At 38.1% G+C, this 19,621-nt stretch carries 17 protein-coding genes; 3 read left to right on the forward strand and 14 right to left on the reverse strand.

Annotation, left to right across the window (positions count from 1 at the left end; all coding sequences use genetic code 11):
* Positions 1-10 precede the first annotated feature (10 nt).
* The 5 genes from ACJ004_RS07030 to ACJ004_RS07050 all read right to left on the reverse strand — a co-directional run bounded on the left by ACJ004_RS07030 (position 11) and on the right by ACJ004_RS07050 (position 5,669).
* The gene (locus tag ACJ004_RS07030) at positions 11-868 is read right to left on the reverse strand and encodes an ABC transporter ATP-binding protein (protein ID WP_410892059.1); all 858 of its coding nucleotides are present in this window, start codon (positions 866-868) and stop codon (positions 11-13) included.
* Positions 869-1,666 (reverse strand): ABC transporter permease, encoded by a 798-nt coding sequence (locus tag ACJ004_RS07035; protein ID WP_410892060.1) that lies wholly within the window; start codon positions 1,664-1,666, stop codon positions 869-871. It lies immediately after the preceding gene.
* A gap of 124 nt (positions 1,667-1,790) precedes the next feature.
* Entirely contained in the window at positions 1,791-2,783 is a 993-nt protein-coding gene (locus tag ACJ004_RS07040) for an aliphatic sulfonate ABC transporter substrate-binding protein (RefSeq protein WP_410892062.1), read from the reverse strand.
* A gap of 86 nt (positions 2,784-2,869) precedes the next feature.
* The gene (locus ACJ004_RS07045; protein WP_410892063.1) at positions 2,870-3,982 is read right to left on the reverse strand and encodes an iron-containing alcohol dehydrogenase family protein; all 1,113 of its coding nucleotides are present in this window, start codon (positions 3,980-3,982) and stop codon (positions 2,870-2,872) included.
* Positions 3,983-4,289: 307 nt separating this feature from the next.
* A complete protein-coding gene (locus ACJ004_RS07050) occupies positions 4,290-5,669 on the reverse strand; it encodes a sigma-54 interaction domain-containing protein (RefSeq protein ID WP_410892065.1) in 1,380 nt (459 codons plus the stop codon).
* Between the two features lie 265 nt (positions 5,670-5,934).
* On the opposite strand from ACJ004_RS07050, the gene ACJ004_RS07055 reads away from it, so the two are divergent.
* Positions 5,935-6,621: a Dph6-related ATP pyrophosphatase gene (locus tag ACJ004_RS07055; RefSeq protein ID WP_410892067.1), complete on the forward strand. Its 687-nt coding sequence runs from the start codon at positions 5,935-5,937 to the stop codon at positions 6,619-6,621.
* A gap of 275 nt (positions 6,622-6,896) precedes the next feature.
* Here the strand turns inward: ACJ004_RS07055 and ACJ004_RS07060 are convergent, their stop codons facing one another.
* From ACJ004_RS07060 to ACJ004_RS07090, 7 genes are all read right to left on the reverse strand, one after another.
* Positions 6,897-7,316 (reverse strand): SRPBCC family protein, encoded by a 420-nt coding sequence (locus ACJ004_RS07060; protein ID WP_410892069.1) that lies wholly within the window; start codon positions 7,314-7,316, stop codon positions 6,897-6,899.
* 271 nt (positions 7,317-7,587) lie between these two features.
* Positions 7,588-7,788 (reverse strand): CDGSH iron-sulfur domain-containing protein, encoded by a 201-nt coding sequence (locus ACJ004_RS07065; RefSeq protein WP_410892070.1) that lies wholly within the window; start codon positions 7,786-7,788, stop codon positions 7,588-7,590.
* 207 nt (positions 7,789-7,995) lie between these two features.
* Positions 7,996-8,895: a formyltetrahydrofolate deformylase gene (gene purU, locus ACJ004_RS07070; protein WP_410892071.1), complete on the reverse strand. Its 900-nt coding sequence runs from the start codon at positions 8,893-8,895 to the stop codon at positions 7,996-7,998.
* A 324-nt stretch (positions 8,896-9,219) separates the two neighbouring features.
* Positions 9,220-10,140: a carbohydrate kinase family protein gene (locus ACJ004_RS07075; protein ID WP_410892072.1), complete on the reverse strand. Its 921-nt coding sequence runs from the start codon at positions 10,138-10,140 to the stop codon at positions 9,220-9,222.
* 87 nt (positions 10,141-10,227) lie between these two features.
* Complete coding sequence (locus ACJ004_RS07080) at positions 10,228-11,622, reverse strand: MATE family efflux transporter (RefSeq protein WP_410892073.1); 1,395 nt, start codon at positions 11,620-11,622, stop codon at positions 10,228-10,230.
* 138 nt (positions 11,623-11,760) lie between these two features.
* A complete protein-coding gene (locus tag ACJ004_RS07085) occupies positions 11,761-13,323 on the reverse strand; it encodes an acetate--CoA ligase (RefSeq protein WP_410892075.1) in 1,563 nt (520 codons plus the stop codon).
* Between the two features lie 255 nt (positions 13,324-13,578).
* Positions 13,579-14,580, reverse strand: coding sequence for a ribose-phosphate diphosphokinase (locus tag ACJ004_RS07090; protein ID WP_410892077.1), 1,002 nt, complete (start codon positions 14,578-14,580; stop codon positions 13,579-13,581).
* 154 nt (positions 14,581-14,734) lie between these two features.
* Between ACJ004_RS07090 and ACJ004_RS07095 the strand changes: the two genes are divergently transcribed.
* Positions 14,735-15,481 (forward strand): YqcI/YcgG family protein, encoded by a 747-nt coding sequence (locus ACJ004_RS07095; RefSeq protein ID WP_410892141.1) that lies wholly within the window; start codon positions 14,735-14,737, stop codon positions 15,479-15,481.
* A gap of 128 nt (positions 15,482-15,609) precedes the next feature.
* Here the strand turns inward: ACJ004_RS07095 and ACJ004_RS07100 are convergent, their stop codons facing one another.
* Both ACJ004_RS07100 and ACJ004_RS07105 read right to left on the reverse strand, forming a co-directional pair.
* Entirely contained in the window at positions 15,610-16,683 is a 1,074-nt protein-coding gene (locus tag ACJ004_RS07100; RefSeq protein WP_410892079.1) for an NAD(P)H-dependent flavin oxidoreductase, read from the reverse strand.
* Between the two features lie 132 nt (positions 16,684-16,815).
* On the reverse strand, positions 16,816-17,811 hold the full coding sequence (locus ACJ004_RS07105) for a hypothetical protein (protein WP_410892081.1): 996 nt from the start codon (positions 17,809-17,811) through the stop codon (positions 16,816-16,818).
* Positions 17,812-18,082: 271 nt separating this feature from the next.
* Between ACJ004_RS07105 and ACJ004_RS07110 the strand changes: the two genes are divergently transcribed.
* On the forward strand, positions 18,083-19,438 hold the full coding sequence (locus tag ACJ004_RS07110) for an FAD-dependent monooxygenase (protein WP_410892082.1): 1,356 nt from the start codon (positions 18,083-18,085) through the stop codon (positions 19,436-19,438).
* The last annotated feature ends 183 nt before the right edge of the window (positions 19,439-19,621 follow it).

Consider the following 19,621-nt stretch of genomic DNA (forward strand, 5'->3'; position numbering starts at 1 on the left):
TCAACACCCTTTATTTAATCGCTTTTAAACTTTCATCTCGAATGAGCGACAATAATTCATCTTTGTATTCGGCAAACTCGACTGTGGCTTTGACACTGAAATCCCTTGGTCTTTCCAATGTAATCGGGATCTTTTTCTTTAAACGCCCTGGCCTAGCGGTCATGACATAAACCGAATCGGCTAAAAAGATTGATTCATCGACATCATGCGTTATAAATAAAATCGTCTTTTTGGATTCTTCCCATGCTTTCAGGAGCACTTCTTGCATTATGTTCCGTGTTTGAGCATCCAATGCTCCAAATGGTTCATCCATTAATAATATTTTCGGATCATTTGCTAATGCCCGAGCAATCGCGACCCGCTGTTTCATTCCGCCAGATAATTGAATCGGGAAATGGTTTTCAAAACCTTCTAAACCGATTAATTGCAAGTAGTGCCTGGAGATATCGTCTCTTTCTTTTTGAGAAACTCCCTTTAGCTTTAAGCCAAAGGTAATATTGTCTTTCACAGATAACCATGGAAATAATGTATACGATTGAAAGACCATACCGCGATCAGGTCCAGGTCCATGGATTTCCTGCCCATCAAGAAGCACTTGGCCGGAATTTGCTTCTTCTAAACCAGCGACAATCCGCAAAACGGTAGATTTTCCACAGCCTGATGGTCCTAAAATCGTGACAAACTCCCCTTCCTCAATCGAAAAGGAGGTTTTTTCTAAGGCAGTCGTTTCCCCTTTTTTTGTTCTAAAGACTTTTCCGACCTCTTTAATTTCTAACTTTGGACTACCCGTTATTTTAACAAGAGATTCATTCTGTTTTGGTACAACTATTTTTTCTCTTTCTTTCACTTTCAATTGAGGTGTTACCATCTAGAAACCATCCTTTCTCATCCAAGAAAACGAAGCCTTGTATATGGCTTTAAAGAGAATATCTGTAATCAGCCCCAATATACCAATAATCAAGATTCCAACGATGATTTTATCTGGCTGCAGAAAACGGGAAGCCTGCATGATCATATACCCTAAACCACTAGAGGCACCAACAATTTCAGCAACCACTAAATACGTCCAGGCCCAGCCGAAGGTAATCCGAAGCGTATCAACGATTCCCGGTAAAGAAGCAGGCAGAATAACCTTTGTAAACACTTGTGCCTTCTTTGCACCCAAGGTGTAGGAAACATCAACCAAATCATTTTGAACATTCTTGGTGACGTCCATAATCATCAACGTCAATTGAAAAAACGTTCCAAGGAAAATAACACTCATTTTTTCTGTCTCACCGAGACCAATCCAAAGAATAAGTAATGGAATGAAAGCAGATGCAGGCATATAGCGAATGAATCCAATAATCGGTTCAAATGCCCCCTCCATAATCCTTAGTGATCCCATTAAGATCCCTAAAGGGATGCCAATAATGGCCGCGGCAAGAAAACCGAAAAGAACCCTGGTAAAACTGATCCCAATATCAGAAAGAATTTCACCATTTACGAACATATCAACGGCTGTAGCTAATACAGCAGTCGGAGTTGGCAAGAATAAAGGATTGACGAACTGCCCGTAACTGAGTAGAGACCAAATCAATAGAAAAATAATAAATGTTAAAAAGCCAGCCGACGTATAGAACATTTTTGGTATTTCTTTATTAGGAGTAAACAATTTTGCTATCATTTTTTCTCACCTATTTTCTTAAACGTTCTATTTTGTAAAAAAGCCTAACTGATGAGGGTAAATAAACAACTCATGAGTCAGGCTATTCTTCGTGAATCCAAAATTAGTTTCGCTAGTAAACTTCTTACTTTTGGAAACTCGGATTAATGACATCTTCTGCTTTTGGCTCGGTTTTCAGTAGTTTTTGTTCCTTATAAAAAGCAATCGCATTTTCAGTTGATTGATAAATCGACCCTTTTGCGCTTTCTGTCCCAAATAACTTTTCGTTATCCTCTTTGGAAAAGAATTTCAAACCAGTAACTGTACCTTCAAATTCTTTAACATCAATATTTAAACCTTTAGCCATAATTTCATTGGCTTCTTTTTCATGTTCTTTCCAGTACGTCATCGCTTCGCCCATCGCCTTAACAAAGGCTTCGACATCTTTCGGACGATTTTTGATAACATCCTCTTTAAAGCTGACCGTATCCACAATGATTCCAGATAAATCTTTGGTTGTTAACAAAACTTTCCCGTTTGCTTGTGCCCCTTTTGATAACCAAGGCTCCCATGTAACAGCTGCATCCACTTTACCAGCTGCAAAAGCAGCACCTGCATCGCCTGCAGACATTTGCACCACTTGTACATCTTTTTCCGTTAATCCGCCTTGTTTTAAGGCTTGTAATGCTAACATATGGCTTGTTGAACCAACTTCAAATGCTACTTGCTTCCCTTTTAAATCTTTGACACTATTAATTCCTTTTTTCACGAGGATCCCATCCCCGCCGTAAGAATCATCCAATAACCAAACCACTTGGACAGGTATTTCAGAAGCCGCTAAGGACACTTGGACATCCAGCGCAGTTGCCATCCCATCGATTTTCCCACTGGCTAACGCTTGTTTCCGTTCACCTAATCCTTCAACAATGGAAAGCTCAACATCAATTCCATTCTTTTTGAAAAAGCCCTTTTCTTTTGCTAAAAATAACGGACCATATCCTGTCCAGGTAGGCAGTGTTACTTTCAATGGGTCAGACGATTTCCCATCTTGCGCACTACTTGCCGCATCCTTTTTTCCACATGCTGCTAGTGCGAATAACAACATTAGCGAACAAACAATCAATAACCATTTTTTCATTCAAAATTCCCCCTTGTTTTTCATAAAAAGTTTATCTAGTTTGATAGAATTACAATTTTTATAGGTGCTGTTCCTTAAAAGGAAACTTACTGCCACGTCGGAAGAACAGCGGGTAACATCCCTTTTCCAATTTTGTCGGCTTGGCGAACGGCTTCAATTACCATTTCAGGTGTGACTTCAAAAGGCATATTCGCCATGTCTTCGATGGTAACGGTAATTTCACCAAGTTTCTGCCACTGACTATCTGTTAAGCTCCTAACCCCCATTTGCTTCAAAGAATATGGAAGTCCGATTTCCTGGTAAAAGTTGATTAACGGTTTCAATTCATCCTCACTCGTTTTCTCCATACACAACTGAGCAAGAATCCCAAAGGCAACAATTTCCCCATGATAGGTTTGGTGAACCTCGGGAAAAATCGTTAACCCTGAATAAATTGCATGGGCCCCAGCTGTTCTGCAGTCATCTCCGCCGTACCCGCTGACACTGCCACTGACTAAAATAATGGTATCGATAATATCTTCAAACTCTTTTGTCACTTTACGGGTTCGAACAGAATTGACAGCCTCTTTCCCAATTTGGAGTAAGGTTTGATAAACTTGACCTGCTATCGCAACGGCTGTCTGATTGAATACAGTTGGTACCGCTTTTTTCACAGAGGTTTTCGTCTCAAACCATTTTGCCAATGTATCCCCAATACCAGCAATTAAATAACGAACCGGTGCGTTCATGATGATTTCCGAATCGACTAAGACTAGTTCAGGAGCTTTTGCCCTTCGTTCAATCCCAATAAATTCCCCTTCATTACTGTAAAGAATGGTAATTGGCGTGGCAGCGGCACAGGTAGCCGCAATGGTTGGGATGGCAACTAAAGGCTTGTTTAGTCGGTATGCGACCGCCTTGACCGTATCAATGGCTTTGCCTCCTCCAGTTGCAATAAGAACATCGATATTTTTATCGGTTAATTCAGCGACTAATCGATCGATATTCGCTCGAGAAGATTCCCCACCATACCAAAGGGTCTGTTTTAATAAAATCCCATTCTCTAGCAAACTATTTCTTAATGAAACTTCTACAATTTCACTACTGTTATGTCCTCCAATTAGAGCGGCTGTTTTTCCGAAATTTTTTATGTATGTTCCCGCCTCTTTTAGTAAACCAATATTTCTAATATACTGACCTGGTCCAACTGTTACTTTCATATTCCACCTCGTTTTCCACTATCTTCATATAAAACCGAATAACATTCTTTAAATATAAATATTCACTTATTTTACGTCAATATATTTTCTTAATATTCTATAATTAACTGAATATGCAATGGAATAAATAAAAATACACACAAAACGTTATTTAGAGATAGTATCCTCAATTATTTCTGTATAAATATTATTAGCGAACTCTCTCTTTGCCTTTATATTTCCCCCTTTCATTAACGATTTCGATACCAATGCTAAATCCTAAATTTATAGTCTATTACTTAAATATAGTGCAAGTTTCGTGCCAATTTTAATCTATTCCATATTTTCTGATTTTTCTAAATACAGAAGGTTGACTTATTCCTAAGGCTTTTGCCATGTCTATTGTAGTTTTGTATTGTTTCCTAGCTTTTATTAACACTTGCTTTTCAACGCTTTCAAGAATTTCATTTAAAGAACGAATTCTATCATCTCCAGACGTCTCATCCGTATAAGACTTTCGAAAATGAGAAGGTAAGTTTTCAATTTCAATCAGCTGTTTTGGTGAAGTGACCACTAGTCTTTCAATTAAATTGATTAGTTCACGCACATTACCTTTCCACTCTTGAGTAAATAATAGATGCAATACACCTTCATCAAGACTTCGTTCACGGTCATACTTTTTCGAAAAATACGTTAAAAAGTGTTCAATTAGCGGAATAATATCAGTTGAACGCTTCCTTAATGGCGGTATGGTGATGGGTACAACATTTAAACGGAAGAAGAGGTCATGTCTAAAGGTTTTTTCTTCGACCGCTTTCTCTAAGTCTATATTTGTCGCCGCAAGGATACGGAAATCAACGGTTCGAAGCTTGGTGCCACCGACACGATAAAATTGCTTTTCCTGGATAAATTTGAGGATTTTCACTTGATTAGCCAACGATAACTCACCAATTTCATCTAAAAATAATGTCCCGCCTTCTGCAAGTTCCGCTAACCCTACCTTCCCTTTTGAATTGGCCCCTGTAAATGCACCTGATTCATAACCAAAAAACTCTGCCTCAAACAGGGATTCGGGGATCGCACCGCAGTTCACCTCAATAAAAGGGCCATCTTTCCGCGAACTTTTTTTATGAATGAATTTAGCAATGTGGGATTTCCCCACTCCTGTTTCGCCCAGGAGCAACACATTGACATCGATTTCTGCAACTTGTAAAGCGAGCTGGAGTACTTTCTTCATTTCCATACTTGTTGTGATCATTCCATCTGAATCAAGTTGAAGATTTCTAAGCATTTCAAGTTCACTTTTCACTCGTTCCATTTCGTCTTCGATGTCTGTTAAGTATTTTTTCATGTTAAGTAACTCAGTAACATTATGAGAATAACTAACGATCCGCACTAAATCATTGTTAGGATCGAATACAGGAATGCCCGTGACAAGTAACTTTTCTCCATTATTGGTTGTTTGGACAAGGGTAATCTTCTTTTTCTCTTTAATGACCAGGGGTGTCAAAATCGGTGTAAATACACCCTCTTTTTCAAGTTCATAAACGGACCGGCCGACCATTTCATTTGACTTCATATTATAAATTCCTTCAGTTGCTTCACTCACCTTCAGAATAATTCCATCTGTATCGGTGACTAAAATGTCGTCCTGTAATGAATGAAGAATGGCTTCACTTTCATTCCAAACTTTTTTTTCATCATTCACAAATAACCCTCCCTTCTCAAACTCCACCAAATCACAAATTATTCATTTCTGAATAGAAAACGAGGTAAACTTCTTGATAATACAGTTATATCAGATAATTCATAAGATTTATACTTTTTCGAATAATTTATTCATATTTGGATAAAGCAAACCTATTTCATAATTTTTGTTCCTATCTCACCAGTACCAACACCTTGGTTATATCTTTATGATAAACTATCAATATTACAGAAAATGAAAATACCTTATATGAGGATGATGTATCTTGAATAAAAGAATTGCTTTATCTTGGAGTGGCGGTAAGGATTGTTGCATGGCGTTGGATACTTTACAATCGCAGGGATACGAGGTTGTTTGCTTGGTTACAACTGTACCTAAAGAACTGGGGCGAACATTTGGACATGGAGAGCGAACAGAAATGATTAAACTACAAGGGGAAGCTTTAAGATTACCTGTTCATTTTATCGAATGTACATACGAAAACTATACAAGTCAATTTGTTAAAGCCGTACAATCCTTGAAAAAGCAATATAATGTTACGGGAATAGCCTACGGAGATCTATATTTAGATGAACACAGGGATTGGGGAGAAAAAGTTGCTAGCGCATCAGATGTTGAGGCCTTGTATCCACTATGGATGAAAAAGGAGGAAGCCCTACACTCTCTGGATAAGTTTGTCCAGTCTGGCTATAATGCAATCGTGATTCGTGTACGGGAAGATCTATTAGATGACACGTGGCTTGGTAGAATCGTCGATGAATCGTTCCTTCAAGATGTCCAAAAGACCACCATTTGTCCTATGGGTGAAGCAGGTGAATATCATACCTTTGTTTATGATGGACCACTATTCTCAAAAAGAATTGTTTTGGAACATGGAGAATTAATTCAGTTAGAAACGACAAAGAAACTAGAATTTAAGAGTTACCGTCTTATTGAGAATCTGGAGTTGTGAGGATAGAATTATAGGCGGGAGTGACTACCCCCGCCTTTTTTCCATCTATCTTTTTTAATACGGGTCAGACGATTACTGGGTGTCCCTGTCGGTTGGTCAGTATTTCTTCTGAATAATCGTGTTCTCCATTTATTTGATTATCCATATTACAAACCTGCTTTACAAACCTTTGTAAGTATTTCCAAATGCATATGGGATATGCATAAAATACGAATGCCTATAAAAAAAGGAGAAAATCAGCCATGAACTGATTTTCTCCTTTATCCATTTGATTATTACTCGGCATATTTTTTAAAGTTATCTAAAATTGCCTGCCAACCTGCTTGTTGCATCTCAACCGGATTGGTGGTTTCCGCATCAAAAGTTTCGATTACCTCGGTTTCGTTTCCTTGACCTTTAAAAGTAATGGTAACTTTTCTACCATCCCCCATGGTATATGAAATAACCTCATTTAATTTTACTTCATCATAAATTCCCCCAAAATCAAAGCCAAAACTTCCATCTTTCGCTTCCATTCTTGTAAGAAATTTCCCGCCAACTGTTAAATCATTTTCAGCCACCGGCGTATGCCAGTCATCCGAAGCATTGTTCCATTGAGTTATATGCTGTGGCTCTGTCCAATATTCCCACACCTTCTCAACTGGTGCATTAACGGAAGTTTTTACCGTTATTTTCACATTATTACCTGTTGTCATTTTAGTTACCGCCTCTCTTCATACACTTAGTTTTATAAACCGTAATTTAAGTTGCATTTCCTTCATGACGATATTCTCTTGTTAATATATTATCAACTGTTCACCTCGTCTTCAATAAGAGACTTGGATAAGGAAGCACATTAATATAAAACGGCCAGGATGGTTTGCCCATTCCTGGCCGCACGTAAAATCTAAAAATACTACAATACTAAGCATAACAGCAGACACATATTACAAGGGTGGTGCCTGACACCTTGCTTAAATCCTTCTTTTATTCAGTGGCCCTTGGACTGCTTTCAAATCCACCTTTTTTATGTGAACCATCACAGAACGGCTTTTTGTTGGAAAAGCCGCAACGGCAAAGATACACTTTTGCTTTCTTCGGATATTCCTTTCCCTCTGAATCAAAAATCTGAAAATCTCCACTTACCTGCAATGGCCCATTATCATTAATCTTAATTTGATTTTCCATTCTTATCACAATCCTTACCCTTTTTTAGACTACAAAACTCTTTCTTAAATGTATATTCGCGGTCTTTTCGTATAGTACAGGTTTTTATTGAGATATTTTTTATAGGGAAATAGATTGCCCACTGACTAAATAAGTGGTTCCTCAAACAGAGAAGGATGGTGCCTTTATTAAAATAACTCAAAAAAAAATCCCTATCAAAGGGATTTACTAGAAAACAATCGTTTTATTTTGATGGACGATAATCCGGTTTTCAATATGCCATTTCACGGCTCGAGCTAGTACGCTTCTTTCGATTCTTCGGCCAATCTTCTTAAGGCTGTCGACATTATCATGATGACCGACCCGACTGATATCCTGTTCGATAATTGGTCCCTCATCTAGGTCATTGGTTACATAATGAGAGGTCGCACCAATCAATTTCACTCCTCGGTCAAAAGCCCGTTCATAGGGTCTTGCACCCACAAAGGCGGGTAAGAAGGAATGGTGAATATTAATAATCTTATTTGGATTTTCTTCGACAAATTTTGGCGACAAGATTTGCATATAACGAGCCAATACCACGAAATCAATCTCATACTCTTTTAGTAGTTTAAGTTGTGTGGCTTCAGCTTGTCCACGAATATCTTTGTTGGCTGGAACGTAATAAAATGGGATATTCAGTCCTTCGACGACCTCTCTTGCGGTTTCATGATTACTGATAACAAGGGCAATGTTGGTCATTAGATCTCCACTTTGCCATTCCCATAAAAGCTCTAGCAAACAATGAAGCTCTTTCGAAACAAAGATTGCCGCTTTTTTCACATGATAGGCGTGCGTAAAGTTCCACTCCATTGAAAACTGTTCAACAATTTCAGCAAATCTATTCTCCATGTCTTTCGCTTTATCCTTAAGACCAGGACATTCAAATTCAATCCGGATGAAAAAGATACCACCCTCAGGATTGGTAGAATATTGACTAGATTCGATAATATTTGCATTGTAGGAAAATAAAAATTTTGAAATCGCAGCAACAATACCTGGTTGGTCGGGGCAACTAACTAATAGGCATCCACGATTCTTATTCTTTTCTTGAAATAATTCAATTTGATCTTTTATATATGAGTTCATGTCCACAAAACCTCTCAATCATTGTTGAAAACATTATACATTAGTTGTTCGCAATAGTTAAACATTATTTTGAAAATTCCTAACTGCGTCAACATTTAGTATACATAAACAACGACTTTCGTGACGTTTTTTTTACATTTGGTAAATTAACCTGTATTGACTACCGCTCTTTTATTTTTTTTTACATCTTCGGTCGTCAATAACCCCTATTGACACCCTTCCTTCAGCCTTTTCACGATTTAGGTCATCAATACCCCCAGTGCCCATTATTAAAAACCTGGGCCCCTATTACTATCGGATCCAGGTTTTTACTTGACAGACACTTCAGCTTTTTTTATTAAAATTAACAGACAGGGCGCCGATTTCTGTTGTGGCGGCAGCTCCAACTTTATTTGCAAATTGAAGATACTCATTGATTTGAGATAAATTAGTCGGCAGCCCTTTTTCATGAAAGCAATACAGAAGGGCTGACATGAAGGCATCACCTGCACCGGTTGTATCGATGGCATTGACGGTCGGAGCAGGTGCGAAAACTTGTTTCCCATTAATCACTGCACATGCACCCTTGCTCCCCATCGTGATAAACAGATAGGGAATCCTCCATTTTGATAGTTGGTCGATGCCAGCATCCAATGAATCGGTTCCTGTTAAAAAATGCAGCTCATCTTCAGCGAGTTTCACGATTTGTGCATGTGGAAGGAAGGCAGAAACTGTTTGGCGGCAATGAGCCTCACTTTCCCAACGCTTAAGTCGAAGGTTAGCGTCAAAGGCGATGACATTGCCAGCATCCTTGGCATATCTTAGTGCCCTTTCAGTTGTTTTCTTTGTTTTCTCATGAAAAAGAGTTCCAGAACCAAAATAAAAAATCTTTGCCCGATCAAAAACTTCCTTTCGCAATTCATTTTCAGACAATACTTCATCCGGAGTAGGATTCACGTAAGTATGAAAATATCGCTCACCGTTTTCATTTATATGAACATAAACCCCACAAATTTTCTTGCTCAACGAGTGAACTGAAAATGAAGTATCAATCCGTTCTTTCTTGAATTCCTGCTCTACAAATTGACTAACTTCATCCGTCCCAAGTTTACATAAATAATAAGCCGGTATCCCTAGTCTGCTTGTCCCCACCACTAAGTTTACGGTAGCCCCACCCAACAGCGGCTGGTATTTGGTATTCGTTTTGTCGATTGAAATAAAGTCTACAAATGCTTCCCCTAGTGAAATGACTCCTTTTTGCTCCAAGATGGTCCTCCTTCAATGATGTATCTACGATGATTATATGAAAAAACCTCCTCAATTGAAAATGTTTGAGGAGGAATCTAAATGATATTATACAAGCTTGTGTGCATACCACTTTTTTCCTTTGAACCGCCATCCAAAGATGAGTCCGCGAGTCCCCCATTCCACAATCATGGCGACCCAGACGCCGATAATTCCAAAACCTAAGGTAATCCCTAAAACATAACCTAGAATGACACGTAACAACCACATTGACAGCAATGAGGCAACCGAAGTAAAGTTCGAATCCCCCGCTGCCCGTAACGCTGATGGCAGGATAAAGCTTGGTGACCACAGAATAGGCTGGGCAATAGCACCGATTAAAATAAGGGTAAAAATCGTTGGAACAATTTCTGCCGGTGGATTGAACATTTTAATCAACACTGGAAACAACGGCAATAATAAGAAATCCGCGATAACAAAAATAATTGAAGAAAGGCCGATTAATGAGAAGATAAATTTCTTCGCGTCGGCAATATTCCTTCGTCCAATACACTGCCCCACGATGGTAACGATAGCGATACCAATGGAATTAGGTCCAATTTGATATAACAACATCAAGGCATTTCCGATCGCATATACAGTCATTGATAGGGTACCTAACTGGACAATAAACGTCTGTGTTAGAAGCTTTCCACCATTGAAAAAGATCTGTTCCGCAGCGAAAGGCAATCCGATAAACATGACCTTCTTTAATATAGATAAGTCGATTCGTACTGCATTTTTTATTTTGAAACGAATCGACTCATTGTATTTTAAAACATAGACTAAGGAAGCGGCCATTCCCAAAAATCTCGCCAGAAGCGTAGAAATCACAAGCCCTTCCACACCCATTTTAAAAATAGTAATCAATAAAACATTTAAAATAGTATTGGTTAAATTCATTAATAACGATAAATTTAAGCATGGTTTGGTCTCTCCCACACCTCTCAGTGAGCCAGTCACCGCTTGAAAGATGGCGATGAATGGATAAGAAAGACAGCTGCCGATAAGATAAATTCGTGCGTTTTGAAAAACATCTGCTTCCGCTTTACCGAATAGGATGTTTAAGGTTGGCGTATGAAAAATGATGACTAGAGAGCTAATAAGGACTGAAAATATGGTAACGGCCGTTATCGCTTGAGTGGCAGTTTTGGACACCATCTCAGCGTTTCCGCTCCCTTTATACTGAGCTACGATCACGGTCCCGCCTGTTGCAACAGCAATAAAGACATTGACTAAGAAAATATTCAATGAATCTACCAAACTCACCGCACTAACCGCTGCCACCCCGGCTGAACTTATCATTGCTGTATTTAATAAACTCATGATGATTAAAAAGGCCTGATCTACGAAAATCGGAAGAATAATCGCAAATATTTTCTTGTAATCTATCGATTCGCCAGAAAAATACTTATCTAACAAAGAAACAGTTCTGTGCCTGATATTCAATTCTATTTTATTCATTACGCAACACTTCTTTGATGGATTTTTGGACATTCACCGACAAAATTTGTAAATTTTAATACGGCTTATTATACCACGATTTGAAAAGGAGTAAAGTGTTTTATATTCTGCCGGAATCGTCCATTTCCGTTTATCCATCTAATGTTGTGTTCTCAGTTCAATCCGACGAATTTTTCCTGAATCTGTTTTAGGTAGTGCCTCGATATATTCAATGACCCGTGGATACTTATAAGGCGCTGTTAAGTTTTTAACAAAGCTCTGCAATTCCTTAGTTAACTCCACTTTACCTAGAATTCCTTCCTTCAACACAACAAATGCTTTGACAACGTTTCCTCTGACTGGATCCGGTAAAGCGACTACCGCACATTCTTTTACCGATTTATGTTTCATTAAGGCATCTTCTACTTCAAAAGGTCCAATCGTATAACCAGAACTAATGATGACGTCATCTTTCCTACCCTGGAACCAATAGTAGTTATCCTCGTCCTTCATCGCACGATCCCCAGTTAAAAAATATTGACCCTGATAGGAAGCAGAGGTGGTCACTGGATTTTTATAATATTGTTTAAATAATGCGGGAAAATCACTTTTAATCGCTATTGTACCGACTTGATTGATTTCCGCAGGATTGCCATTTTCATCGATTACATCAATAAATTCTTGTAACAACGGCTGCCCCATTGATCCTAATTTTTCCTCATTGGTATTTAAATTAGCAATCAATAACGTACTTTCCGTCTGGCCGTATCCATCGCGAATCAGAATCTTAAAATGCTCTTTAAACACATCAATGACTTCCCGATTTAGAGCCTCACCTGCTGAAACAGCAGTATGTAAATGGGCGAGATTAAAAGTGGAAAGATCATCTATTTTAGCCATCATTCGGTATTCAGTAGGTGTGCAGCATAAAACATTTACTTGGTGATCTTGAAGCAGGCGTAAATATTTTTGTGGATTGAATCTGCCATGATAGATAAAACCTGTTGCTCCTGAACCTAAAATCGATAAGAATGGACTCCAGACCCATTTTTGCCACCCCGGAGAAGCAGTGGCCCACACCAGATCGTTTTCACTAATATTCAGCCATTTGGAAGCAGCAATTCTTAAATGAGCATAGCCCCAGCCGTGGCTGTGAACAACCCCTTTGGGCTGGCCGGTTGTACCGGATGTATAAGCTAAAAAGGCAAAATCCTCACTCAGTGTATCTACATCGTTAAAGCTGTCTGATTCCTCTTCCATTAATGTTTCTAACGAAAGCCAATTTGGTACTTCCTGACCAAAGGCAATCTTATATTGTAAAAATGGTGTTTCCTTGCTTATATTTTCAAATTCTTTAATTAATTCGGAATATGAAATGACAGCTTTCGCTTCTGAATGATTCAAGCGATATAATAAATCCTTTGCCCGTAGAAGTTCTGAAGTTGGACTAATAATTAATCCAGCTTTTAAACATGCTAAATAGATCACATAAGATTCAATGAGTCGTGTGCTCATTACTATAACCCGGTCACCTTTCTCCAATCCTAATTTAGTTAACCCATTGGCAAGTTTATTTGCCTTTGTGATTAACTGAGCATAAGAGATCGTTTTCGTTTCTCCATGTTCATTTTCCCATCGCAAGGCGATTTTTTTGGAGTAATGCTTAGAAATTTCACTTGCTAAATTAAAGTGCACTGGTGCGATCAATGTTTTTAAATCCACAATTGTCAAGCTCCATTCTTGGTAATTTAGAATTTGGGTTCCTTGTGTAAATTAGCTTGCTTCTAGATAGTTAGGACCTGGTGGTAACACAAGATATTAAATGAATATTTACTCTTACAATAATATCACTTTCAAAAACTATGTAAATTATTTAGACTCGACTACTACCAAGATCTATAATCTGGTCCTAAGCCAATTCAACATTTTCTAACGAAAAAAGCCAACTATAAAAAATAGTTGGCTTCGCAAGGTAACTTATTCAAATAAAGGACTTACCGCTTTTTCATTATGAATTCGGTCGATTGCCTCTACAAGCAGTGGGGCAACAGAGATCGATTTAATTTTATTGATTATTTTCTCATCTGGTAACTGGATAGTATTTGTCACCACTAATTCTTTAATCGGTGACAATTCAATTTTTTCAATCGCATTGTCTGTAAATACAGGATGAGTGCAACCGGCATAAATTGCTTTTGCTCCGTTTTCTTCCAAAGCCTTTGCTGCTAAAGTGATCGTGTCACCTGTATCGATTAAATCATCAATAATAATCACATTTTTTCCATCGACATTACCAATCACATCAATGGATTCAGGACCATTTTCTTCAAATTTTCGTTTATCAATCAAAGCAATTGGAGCGTGTAGAAGGTTGGCCACTTTTCTTGCTCTACCAATGCTGCCATTATGAGCCGCCACAATAACAATATCTTCTAAGCCTTTATCCTGAAAATACTGGCCAAGAATTGGAACACCATATAGATGTTCAACAGGTATATCAAAGAAACCTTGAATTTGGGAAGTATGGAGGTCCATTGTAAGAATTCTACTTGCTCCAGTAGTTTCTAAAAGGTTTGCGACTAGTTTCGCAGTAATTGGCTCCCGCGAACGTGCCTTTCGATCTTGTCGTCCATAGCCATAGTAAGGAATGACCACATTAATGATGCTTGCAGAAGCTCTTTTTAGAGCATCAATCATGATAAGCAGCTCTAAAATATTATCATTTACTGGGTAAGAAGTGGATTGAACAACAAACACCTCACTGCCCCGTACACTTTCTTCAATGTGAATTTGAATCTCCCCATCACTAAAATGAGATACAGAACATTTACCTAACTCGCTGCCCAAAAGATCCGCCATCTCTGTTGCTAGCTTTTGATTGGAATTCAATGAAAACAGTTTAAATCGTTTGTTTTGTTGATATGTCACCTTAGATCCTCCACACGTTTGAATTTCTACTATTAAAATTACCGACTCCATCTTATTTTACTATATTAATCAACATAGTGGTAGGAAATACACCGAAGAAGTAACTTTTATGAAGGAAGAGGAACAGCAGCCCATATTGAATCGAATATTCACCTCCCACATCCATCCCTGAATATACTGTATGAGCCATTAGGAGGTGATTAAAATTAAAACACTCTATCACGATACCCCCTTACTCCGCCCACAACTCCAACAATGGGAAAGAACAGCTCTGGAGAAATTCAAAGCGAAACTAAAGGATCAAGAACAGCCCTTCCCTTGTATCCCCGCGACGATAGGTTTTACAAAGAACCACGTCCGTTTCGGATTTACAGGCGATCCGAGGCTTCCATCTACCATAGATGAGGTTGCTTCGTTACTTAGTGATTACACGAATACATCTAAAGAATTTGGGAACTATACCTCACTTATTATTTTTTATGAAACACCACCAGACTTGAAAGACACGCATACAGTAGAAATGTTTGAGCAATTATTCTGGAAGCAGTTAAGTGGACTAAGTAAAAAGGACAGAATGGATTGGCCTAACCACTTACCGCCAGACCCTCACAATCCGATTTGGGAGTTCTGTTTTCAGGGTGCGCCGTACTTTATGTATTGCGCAACTCCTGCCCATCAAAATAGAAAAAGCAGACACTTTGACTTCTTTATGCTAGCCATCACACCTAGATGGGTTTTACAAGAATTCAATAAAAATGAAACTTTCGCCAAAAGTATCAAAGCACAAATTAGGAATAGACTGGAAACGTACGATTCAATCCGTATTCATCCTGATTTAAATAGTTATGGAAATAAAGACAATTTCGAGTGGAAGCAATATTTTTTACGCGATGATGAAAGTTCATTATCAAAGTGTCCATTTCATCGATTACTTAATAAGAATATTGAATAGAAAAAAGCAAAAAAGCGCAGGATTCCTTGCGCTTTTCAGTTAACCTTTAGCTACCAAATGAGATAATTTTGAATACAGCCGTTGTCAAAATGGTCACCTCTTGGTTAATTTATAGTGTATATTCAGGATTATTTGGTGGATAGCAACTGTTTTGCACCTGCAACTAAATCAAGGACAAGTTTGCGTGCTGGTACTTCGTTTGATAAGAGTCTTGTTGCCTGCCCAGCCCAAAGTGACATATATTCTGGATTATTTTGCTTCGCTGCATGTCTGCGGATATCAGTTGTCATCGTATTTTGTGTCGGGAAATCGGCTGGGGAGATATTAGCGTCAAAGTAGGATTGGATAAAAGTATTATGAATTCCCCTTGCCGGACGGCCGGAAAAGACCTTCGTAATGACCGTACTTTCTTCCGTACTATTCAATAGTGCTTGTTTATATACGGGATGAGCACCAGACTCCGTCGTCGTTAAGAAAGCGGTCCCCATTTGTACACCTTGTGCACCTAAAGCTAAGGCAGCAACTAGGCCGCGACTATCCATGATGCCTCCTGCGGCAACAACTGGCACAGAAACAGCATCCACAACTTGAGGGACGAGAGAAAATGTACCTACTGTAGCTCCATTGGTATTTTTTTCTATTTCGAATGTCCCGCGATGACCTCCTGCGTCACTCCCTTGAGCTATGATAATATCTGCTCCATTCTCCTCAGCGATCAGCGCTTCCTGAACCGTTGTTACCATAGTAGTAATGATAATGTTATGTTGCTTAGCGATTGCCATTTTATCTTTGGGAAGGACACCAAATGCTGTAGAAATGACGTGTACTTTTTCTTCGATTAGTATTTCAAACTGTTCCTCAAAAAAGTTGTTCGTGACCACATGACGTTCCGACGTTTCCATCCCTAGTTTATCTCTAATGTCATTAAGCACTTTCTGTGACTCTTCTACTCCATCATATTGATCGTTCCCATTGGTACAAAACAAATTAACAGCAAAAGGTTTCGTTGTCCGCTCGTTAATCTTTCTGATAGCCCCTCTAATTTCCTCAGGTTTCATATAAGCCGCACCCAAAGTTCCTAAAGCGCCCGCGTTCGATACATTGGCAACAAGATCTACGGTAGTAGGTCCTCCAGCCATCCCTGCTTGAATAATGGGATGGACAATATTTAGTATTTCACATAAATGCGTATTTAATTTCATAGAAACCCTCCATTCTAATATAAGATTAACAAAAAATGTTATTCTATAAAACATATTTGCCATGATTCTATGAAAAAACGATACTTCACTATTTGAAGTATCGTTAATGGAAAAATTAAATGCGCTAATATTTTAAGCAAAACGGTAGTAAATTAATAAAAAAGTTGCAAGAACAAAAATGAAGTTTAAAAATACAAAAATAAATTGATCTGTTTTTGTTTTATGCATTTTAATTGGCGGGTTATAGAATGAAACACCTTCAATAATGAAAATAATCAACACAATATGAATCATGAAATGGCCGATGACTTCTGTCATTCCAAAGAGCATCGTAGTTGAGATGAAAATGCCTGTAACAACAAAACCCAACACTCGATTTAAGATACCAACAACTAACAAATAACCTACCACAAATTCGATAAATGCTGCCATCACCACAAACAAACTTGGTTCGAAGCCAAATGTTGGCACATGATGGTTTGTGACAATATCTAATGCCATTCCAGGATAAACCCATTTTTCAACAGCTACCCAGCTAAGTGATAACCCCGTTCCTAAATAAAGAAATGGAAACCCTGTCTTCTCTAGCTTTGTATTTCCTACCAATAAAACACCTATAATGGCTAGATAAAATCCGTAATCTAACATATAAAAAATACCATGATGAATCGTTACATAAATAAATAATCCTAGTAAAATAGATGCACCAATTTTAGTTGAGATATGATGCGGAATTAATAAAAATCCAATGGTAACCCAAGTTAATACAGTAATGAACATGCTACTAACATGGAACTCGGGAGCGAATAAAGTGCCATTCATCATTTGAATCATCAGAGCAATGGCGGTCCCATACTTTATTAAATATCTAGAATACTTTCTTAAACCGGAAAGACGATTCTCCATTTTTTTCACAGGTTCCCATTCAGCCATTTTTGGAATGATCAATGTTAATGTAGCTAATACAATGGCTGCAACCAGAGTTAAAAATATAAACATCGGTGATAATATATGTTCAATAGACACCTTGTGCGGCACTACTTTTGTGAACCATTTCACATGTGCTTGTGCAAAAAAAGGTGTCATGATAAGCCCTAAAGTTAATAGTATCTGAAATATCTTTTTCATAAGTAATCCCCCCAGTAATATAAACAACGTATCTATAGTGTTAATATACAACGATTTGATTATCTGTTACCAACTTAATCTTGAACATTTTGTGAAATATTTCACAATAATATTTCCTTGATTTCCCTTTGCCTAAGTCACGTAAATATTCATGTAAGGAGTATCGATGAAATACTGTTCTTTACCACTATTTACTTATTGACAATTCAATCTACAAAAATAGTATGCTATCATATTTAAGTAAAAATTATTATAGGAGGTGTTTCACCCTTTGTCCCGAAACGAAAGAGCAATTATTATTGGTGGAGGCGTCTCTGGGAAATTAGCAGCACGCGTTGTTTCAGATTTTTTCAAAGAGGTAATTATTATAGAACGGGATCAAGAACCGCAGGGGCCATTCCCAAGAAAAGGTGCCCCACAAGGTCAGCATTTACATGCGCTTCTCCATGCTGGTGAGAATGGTCTCGAAATTCTGTTTCCGGGTATCACAAAGAAATTCCACTCCAGTGGCGCAGTAAAAATAAATTCCACTCAGGATCTAGCATGGTTCCACCATGGTGTGTGGAAAGTACGTTTTGATGGAGGGTACACGACCACACTTCAAACCCGCCCACATTTAGAGTGGCATATAGAACAATACATGAAATGTATTCCGAACGTAACATTTCTTTACAACCACGATGTCCAAAACTACATATATAATGAAGAAAAAAATCAAATTATTGGAATTGACGTATTCGATGGAAGTGACACCGTAAAAAGCCTATTTGCAGACCTTGTTGTAGATGCCAGTGGTGTGAGTAGCCTTTCCAGTAGTTGGCTGAATAAACGAGGGATTTCTATCCCTGAACAAAAGGTTAATATTGGATTAAGTTACCTTAGTAAATCCTTTCAACTGCCTGAAAGTCCAAAAAGGGACTGGGCAATTAAACTAGTCTACCCTAACCCTCCACAGGAAAAAATAGGCGGGACCATCTCAAAGGTAGAGGGAAATCGTTATATTGTCACACTCATTGGCTATCATAACGAAGTAAACGCAAAAGAGGTATTAAAAAATGACAGCAGCTTTATTGAACTATCGAAAAAATTACCAAAGTTAGATATCTATCATGAAATAAAGGATGTGGCCCCATTATCTAACACCTCAATCTACCGTGTACCGCATATTGTTTGGAGACAATTTTATAAAGTACGCAGTCTGCCAGATGGACTCTTATTGATCGGTGATACGGTTTGTAGGATAGATCCTGTTTTTGGTCAAGGAATGAGTATTGCCGTGTTAGAGGCACTTACACTTCAAAAACTCCTTCAGAACAGAAGCCATAATCTTCAAAAAACCTTTCATAAAAAAGTAGCGAAAATCATCTCCCCTATTTGGAATATGGTGATTATTGAAGATTTTCGATATCCTGAAACAACAGGGAAAAAGCCGGCAGGTCTTTCCTTCCAGCAATGGTATGCAAAAAATATCTTTCTTTTATCCTCGCAAAATCAATACATATATAACTCGTTTGTCAAAGTAATGAATCTTGTTCGTCCGATTACTATTCTGATGCACCCTCGGATTATCAAACAAGTATTGAAAAAGACCTACACAACTTTATTGAAAGGACCTGATTCTAAGTGATAGAATCAGGTCCTATTTTTCTCTATCTTTTGTATGGAGTTTCATTTATATTTTCAAAACCACCATCCATGGATTCACCTATCTGAAGAACGCAATAGTTAAAACAAGCTTTTTCGGAAAATCACGCCTTTTAGAGCCCTCTTTTTGTTATTCCATAAACAAGTTCTCAAGCAACTGCATATA

The sequence above is a fragment of the Neobacillus sp. 204 genome (assembly GCF_046562815.1).
Classification (GTDB): Bacteria; Bacillota; Bacilli; order Bacillales; family Cytobacillaceae; genus Neobacillus.

What these genes read in the sequence shown, in the direction of transcription:
- ACJ004_RS07030 (WP_410892059.1), bottom strand. Translation starts at nt 868, where the DNA reads ATGGTAACACCTCAATTGAAAGTGAAAGAAAGAGAAAAAATAGTTGTA.
- ACJ004_RS07040 (WP_410892062.1), bottom strand. Translation starts at nt 2,783, where the DNA reads ATGAAAAAATGGTTATTGATTGTTTGTTCGCTAATGTTGTTATTCGCA.
- ACJ004_RS07060 (WP_410892069.1), bottom strand. Translation starts at nt 7,316, where the DNA reads ATGACAACAGGTAATAATGTGAAAATAACGGTAAAAACTTCCGTTAAT.
- ACJ004_RS07105 (WP_410892081.1), bottom strand. Translation starts at nt 17,811, where the DNA reads ATGAAAAAGATATTTCAGATACTATTAACTTTAGGGCTTATCATGACA.
- ACJ004_RS07065 (WP_410892070.1), bottom strand. Translation starts at nt 7,788, where the DNA reads ATGGAAAATCAAATTAAGATTAATGATAATGGGCCATTGCAGGTAAGT.
- ACJ004_RS07090 (WP_410892077.1), bottom strand. Translation starts at nt 14,580, where the DNA reads ATGGAGTCGGTAATTTTAATAGTAGAAATTCAAACGTGTGGAGGATCT.
- ACJ004_RS07080 (WP_410892073.1), bottom strand. Translation starts at nt 11,622, where the DNA reads ATGAATAAAATAGAATTGAATATCAGGCACAGAACTGTTTCTTTGTTA.
- purU (WP_410892071.1), bottom strand. Translation starts at nt 8,895, where the DNA reads ATGAACTCATATATAAAAGATCAAATTGAATTATTTCAAGAAAAGAAT.
- ACJ004_RS07100 (WP_410892079.1), bottom strand. Translation starts at nt 16,683, where the DNA reads ATGAAATTAAATACGCATTTATGTGAAATACTAAATATTGTCCATCCC.
- ACJ004_RS07045 (WP_410892063.1), bottom strand. Translation starts at nt 3,982, where the DNA reads ATGAAAGTAACAGTTGGACCAGGTCAGTATATTAGAAATATTGGTTTA.
- ACJ004_RS07035 (WP_410892060.1), bottom strand. Translation starts at nt 1,666, where the DNA reads ATGATAGCAAAATTGTTTACTCCTAATAAAGAAATACCAAAAATGTTC.